Source organism: Sivoneniella epilithica UHCC 1019, from assembly GCF_040830845.1.
GTDB lineage: Bacteria > Cyanobacteriota > Cyanobacteriia > Leptolyngbyales > Leptolyngbyaceae > ULC077BIN1.
Map to the genome: position 1 here is coordinate 1 of NZ_JBFPDP010000100.1, position 5,387 is coordinate 5,387.

Consider the following 5,387-nt stretch of genomic DNA (forward strand, 5'->3'; position numbering starts at 1 on the left):
AGCATGGAATGCTCTCGGATTACTTGACTGCCCAACTCAAGCATCCATCTGTTCAAATGACTTTTGCGTAAGTCCTGACAATATCAGCAGCCCACCTTGGATGGTTGGCTGCTCGCAGAGTTCTACCTGAAAGTACCTTCTGGGCAATCTCCGCAGCTTCATTAGCTTGCTGCGGTCGCCAACCCAATTCAGACACCAGCCACGACTTTACCTCATCCGGGTTGAAAACTTCCCCAGCAACGTGAAGTAGTCGGAACATATCAATCGCGGCAGCTTTGTCTGAGGGGTGTGATAAACCTGTACTAAGATTAATTCGTGTTGTTAGGCTTTCAAGTGCAGCTCGAACTGTTGGGTTCAAGAAAGTTTTTGGAGGGTGTGGAGAAGTATCTCCTAATTCATAGACATCCCACATTTGAATCCAAGGTTGCACTTCAGGAACGGACCAAGGAACAACCAAAATTTCTGACACGCTTTGTAACTCATCCACACTATCAAGCAATCGTTGCGGTGGATAAAGCACGAGAACTGGACCGGCCCATGAGGATCGGCGAATGCTCTCGGTCATTAGGTGAAGTTTGCCACTTTTAAGCTGTACTGTGTTGTTTTTTTGCAGTTGCTTTGCTGTCTCTTCGCCAAGTGCGCCCTTGATATTCTCCAATGTTTTTTTCACAGGAACCGCAAGAAGACCTTGATGTGCGGGAGAGGTGGTCATTTGCCTTTGTAACCAGGAGAAGGCAATCTGAAGTGACTGAGGGTTCGGTCTTTCTTGATTGATAAACCAGCGTTTTGTCTGAACTGCCATTGAAGGTTTCCTTTGCTCGATAGACAGAGTTTCTGAAGATGAATTTATCAGCACTCCGATAGTTAATCTTGCGTTGCTTGCCCTGTAGTTGACCTTCTCCACGCTTTAATTGAGAGGTCAAAACCAATAGGTGTTTACGCTCATCAGAAGTTCTTAATAATCTACTATCTCAGAGAGGACTGCTGGATTAGAAGGTTCTTGTCGTTGGCTGGAAAATTCCCACTTCAACTGTCGTAACAACGCTGCATGGCGATCCCTTTCTGTTCGCTCCCACATTTGAGCAAATTCTTCCATGCTGGCTCCTGTGACTCATTGTTAATGAGGTTGCTGGGAACCAATTGTATTTAATTCTCTAAAAAGTGACTCTCCTTTAGGGCTTTCAAACAAATCTCAGTATTGTCAGACAGACCCTAAGCAGTGCCATACGCCAGTCAGATGGCGTTCATAGGCTCGTAGAGTGTGGTTCTTAAGCCCCTCTATGAAAGCCTGTTTTCGACATCTCCTCTGGATCGTCCTTGCCGTTCTGCTGGTCTTCACTGGAATCTTTGGTAATCCCTCAATCGCCAGAGCCGCTGAAACATACGTCCCAACTGCGACCTACAACGGTGCTCCCGTTCCAGATTGGGGTAGCATCTCTTTCTCAAGCCTCCCGACACTTCAAGACGGTGGCTCTATCGACATTCCAACCGATGCGGTGAGTCAGCTTGGGTACAACCCGTCTCGCAGTTGGCAAGCTGGAACTTCACTGGGCGATGTCATGATGCTCGGCGACGTTCAAGATGCTTTTGGCTTTCAAGGGTTCAGCTTGAATGACATTGCTCAGTTATCAGGACTGGATTTAAACGCCATTAGTCTGAGCAACTTTCCCCTCATTGGGCGACAGACGATCGCCAGCCTGATGCGCGCAATCCCAGGTTTAGGAGACCTGCGTTTGGGTCAGGTCAAACCACTTGTGGACTTGGTGAATAGGAACCTGCCCCAAGCTGCACTGAAAAATTTGAACTTAAACGACTGGGGTGGACAGGTGCTGGCTGCGCCAATCTCCGCGATCGCCAACCATGAGGTGTTGGGCAGTCTGTCTCTAGATAAATTGCCACTCGCTCAGTACAGCTTCACCCAAATTCCTGGTCTGGATCAGGTTCAGCTAGGCAACTTTCAGGACTGGCAGACTGCCTTTGTGAATGGAGTGCCAGGACTCTCTCAAGTTGCGTTTTCCCAATTCCCACTGAGTCCAGGACAGTTTCTCGGCTTTGTTGCCATCCATGACGTGACCTATGGGGGCGATCGCTCGCATAAAGAATCACGTCAGACTTCCACAAAATTCTCAATTACGGGAAGCGACAAGGTTGGATTTAAACACCCCTGTGCCCAATCTCAAGGGTGTGACTACATTGAACTGAGATCGCCACTTAGTCTGGGATCAGCAGGTTCTCCTGAATTGAATAATGCTCGATGGATTCGCGGTGGTAAAGGTTCAGGAGAGCAAATGGTGCGAGGTGGAGAAGGCATCCTCGGTCAACTCAATGGTGGTAAAGAACCCACTGGACGGCATCCGTTTGGTCCTGCCTTCAAAGTCGTTTTAACCCAAACAGATGAATCTTCTGGCACGGGTCAATTCAGCCTGTATTTTCGAGTCTGTCACCGGGGAGCGATCGACCTGGGCTGCACACCTTACTTCATCGGTCCCATTCCCTTCCTGCCAACTAAAGAAAAGGGGATGGTGTTCGTCGGCTTGACTCCCATGACTCCACCCGCAGGCATTGAATCGCCTGAAACTCCTCAAGAGGTACAAGACCTGATTGACCAATATGATTCAGGCTCAAGTAGTGACAATTCAGAAACCTGCCAGATTGATCCAAGTAAGCTGGATGCCGTGAGTCGAGCTGCACTATCTGCTCTACCAAATGGCGAGATGCAGAAAGCGGCAAAATATATACCCCACATCATGCAAGCATGTGCGAAAGCTGGGGTGACAGACAAAAATCAACTTGCCTATATTCTCGCTACGGCTGAACACGAGACGGATCACTTTAACACAACCAATGAATATAGTCGTGCAATGTATGACTCCTGCGGTTGGGGTGAAGGATTGATTCAAGTGACGTGGTGTGAGAACAAACGGAAAGTTTTCCAGAAGCTAGGGTTGCCTAGCTACAAGGGGTTAAGTGACAAGCGGTTACACCAACCTCAAATCGCTGCGGATGCGTTGTGCCGTGGCATGAAAGAAGGTTGGTATACCAATCGCAATATTGGACAGTGTATCAGTGGCTCTAAAACTGATTTAGCCTGTGCTCGTGGTGTTGTCAATGGAGACTACGACAAAGTTGGTGGGGTTGTCAACGAAAAGTATCAACGATTTGAGCGAGCCTTGCGATCGGCAAATAGAACCAGTGCTGCCGGAAAAGATATCTCTGGGGCTGTTGTTTGTTCATCACCAAATGGTTCTACTGGAGGCTCAACTGGAGGTGGAGCAAAGAATAATCGGATTATGCAAACTGCTCAGAAACTGCGAGGAATGAATACGAGCATGGGTCCCCAAGGAGGACGGGAAGCCTGTGCCTGGGCAGTGAATAAGGTGCTTGCAGATGCAGGCATTGCCCCGATTGGTTCCAACCCAAACTATGTGCCCTCGGTTGCGTCTGCCATGAAATCCGGTCGGGGAACTCGTGTTGCGCCTTCTCAAGCGAAAGCTGGAGATATCATCCTGGCAAGAGGCTATGAACATATTGGAATTTGTCAAAATGACGGTTGCACTCGTGTTCTATCCAATTCGTCCAGTCGCGCAACGTTTTCCTGGCAATCCGATCGCAACTTTGCAGGTAGCTACAACAACAGTTCTCATCTTGGTGAAGCTCCAACTGAAGAAATCTATCGCGTCAAATAGGAGGTCATTATGCAACGACATCGAATTCAGCGTCAGCTTACCTTAGTGGTTCTCTGTGGTGTAGCGATCGCTGCCAGCCTCCTGATCGAACCCTGGATTCATCCTGATCAGGCTGTCATGGCACGTCAACCCCAGGCTGTTGCAATTAATGCTGATTCAAAAGCGATTCAACAAATGGCTCTCAAGCATCTCAACTCACGAGGCATTAAACCCAATGCAGCGATCGCTGAAGTTGCCCAAGCCAATGGGTATGCACTGGTCGGGTGGACACGAGGGGAAATGGCTGGCAATACTCTGTTAAAGCGAAAAGGAAATCGCTGGAACGTAGTTACTTCGGGTGGCGGTTCTTTGGGTGTGCAGGGATTAGTAGAAGCTGGCGTTCCAAAACAAACAGCAGAGAATTTGATGGATCGATATGAACCAAAGTGGCGTAAGCAATAAGAGAGGCTTGAAATGCGACGAAGAATAAGATTCGCGATCGTCCTGCTGGTAATTGGAGTTGGCTGCTTTTTTGCGCTTCGTGCCTATACGAAAAGCACCGCGCCCAATCTTCCCAATGCCGCCACTCTATTTCAATCAGTTCTTCCCACACTAGAGCGAAGTGGTGTTCCGTTACGTTTACCGACCTATATTACAGCGGAAGGACAACGCCCAGCGGTGAAGCAATATTCGCCACCGTCTATTAGCACAACCGCTCCACAGCCTCAACCTGAACGAGGGTATTTAGCCATTCTGGGCTACTCACCTGATTGCAACGGCGGCAATGCTTGCCGATTTGGAACTATTTCAGGGGGAATGAAACCTTCTGAATCCATTGAAGAATCTTTTGAGCAAACCCTATCTGAGCAGAGTCAAAGCAGTTTTCAGGAGCATCGATCTAAAGAACCGTTGTCACGAGTCAAGCTGATGAATGGCATTGAAGGTTGGTTCCTACCCTGGTTCTGCCGCCATGTTTGCACCGATGCACAAGTGGTTTGGGATGAGTATAGCTATCGTTACTCAGTTGGAGTCAAACTGGGCGATCGCGCGTCGCTCATTAAAATGGCAAACTCTGCAATCGAGGCAGGTGGAAAATGAAGTGGTGGCAGCGCATCCTGGTAATTTTGCTGTGTTGTAGCATCTGGCTGTTTAACATCATGCCTGTTTTGGCTACAGTGAATGCCAATTTAGAGAAAAGCATTTTAGAGGTCATTGATAAGCACTCAGAAGCAATTCTCAAATCTCTGTCTGCCTATCAGCATCAGCAGCGAGAACAGCAGGCGCAGGCACAGGCGCAAGTGTTTGAGCAAGTCCGGCAGCAGCTTCCGCAAATTCTTGAAAATTCACCTGTTTTGGGCGATCGTCAACATGCCGTTGTCACTTTGATTGAATTTGCCGATTTTGAGTGTCCATTCTGCATTCAGGCGCATCTGGGTCTAAAGCAACTGCGCGATCGCTTCCCGACAATGGCATTTGCGTACAAGAACCTGCCACTCGCCGATATTCACCCACAATCAATACCAGCGGCAAAAGCCGCATGGGCGGCTGGACGACAAGGCAAGTTTTGGCAGTACCACGATGCCTTGTATGAAACAGAGAAACCATTGGATGAGGCGGTTTACCTGAAAATCGCTAAAAAATTAAACAGGACTTACGCAAAAGTCATTTGAACAGATGGATGCTTGAGTTGGGCAGTCAAGTAATCCGAGAGCATTCCATGCT

6 protein-coding genes are annotated in these 5,387 nt (G+C 48.4%); 4 read left to right on the top strand and 2 right to left on the bottom strand.

Annotation, left to right across the window (positions count from 1 at the left end):
- Positions 1–52: 52 nt before the first annotated feature.
- Together AB3R30_RS26645 and AB3R30_RS26650 are read right to left on the bottom strand one after the other, a co-directional pair.
- On the bottom strand, positions 53–802 hold the full coding sequence (locus AB3R30_RS26645) for a hypothetical protein (protein WP_458652231.1): 750 nt from the start codon (positions 800–802) through the stop codon (positions 53–55).
- A 153-nt stretch (positions 803–955) separates the two neighbouring features.
- On the bottom strand, positions 956–1,096 hold the full coding sequence (locus tag AB3R30_RS26650; RefSeq protein WP_458652232.1) for a hypothetical protein: 141 nt from the start codon (positions 1,094–1,096) through the stop codon (positions 956–958).
- A 184-nt stretch (positions 1,097–1,280) separates the two neighbouring features.
- Between AB3R30_RS26650 and AB3R30_RS26655 the strand changes: the two genes are divergently transcribed.
- From AB3R30_RS26655 to AB3R30_RS26670, 4 genes are read left to right on the top strand one after another with little or no spacing between them, the layout of a single operon-like run.
- On the top strand, positions 1,281–3,686 hold the full coding sequence (locus AB3R30_RS26655) for a hypothetical protein (protein WP_458652233.1): 2,406 nt from the start codon (positions 1,281–1,283) through the stop codon (positions 3,684–3,686).
- Between the two features lie 9 nt (positions 3,687–3,695).
- Complete coding sequence (locus AB3R30_RS26660; RefSeq protein ID WP_458652234.1) at positions 3,696–4,127, top strand: hypothetical protein; 432 nt, start codon at positions 3,696–3,698, stop codon at positions 4,125–4,127.
- Between the two features lie 12 nt (positions 4,128–4,139).
- Positions 4,140–4,763, top strand: a complete 624-nt coding sequence (locus AB3R30_RS26665) for a hypothetical protein (RefSeq protein WP_458652235.1) — start codon at positions 4,140–4,142, stop codon at positions 4,761–4,763.
- Positions 4,760–5,335 carry a DsbA family protein gene (locus AB3R30_RS26670; RefSeq protein WP_458652236.1) on the top strand — a complete coding sequence of 192 codons (576 nt, stop codon included), beginning with the start codon at positions 4,760–4,762 and terminating at the stop codon, positions 5,333–5,335. The genes AB3R30_RS26665 and AB3R30_RS26670 overlap by 4 nt, the downstream gene beginning before the upstream one ends.
- Positions 5,336–5,387 lie beyond the last annotated feature (52 nt).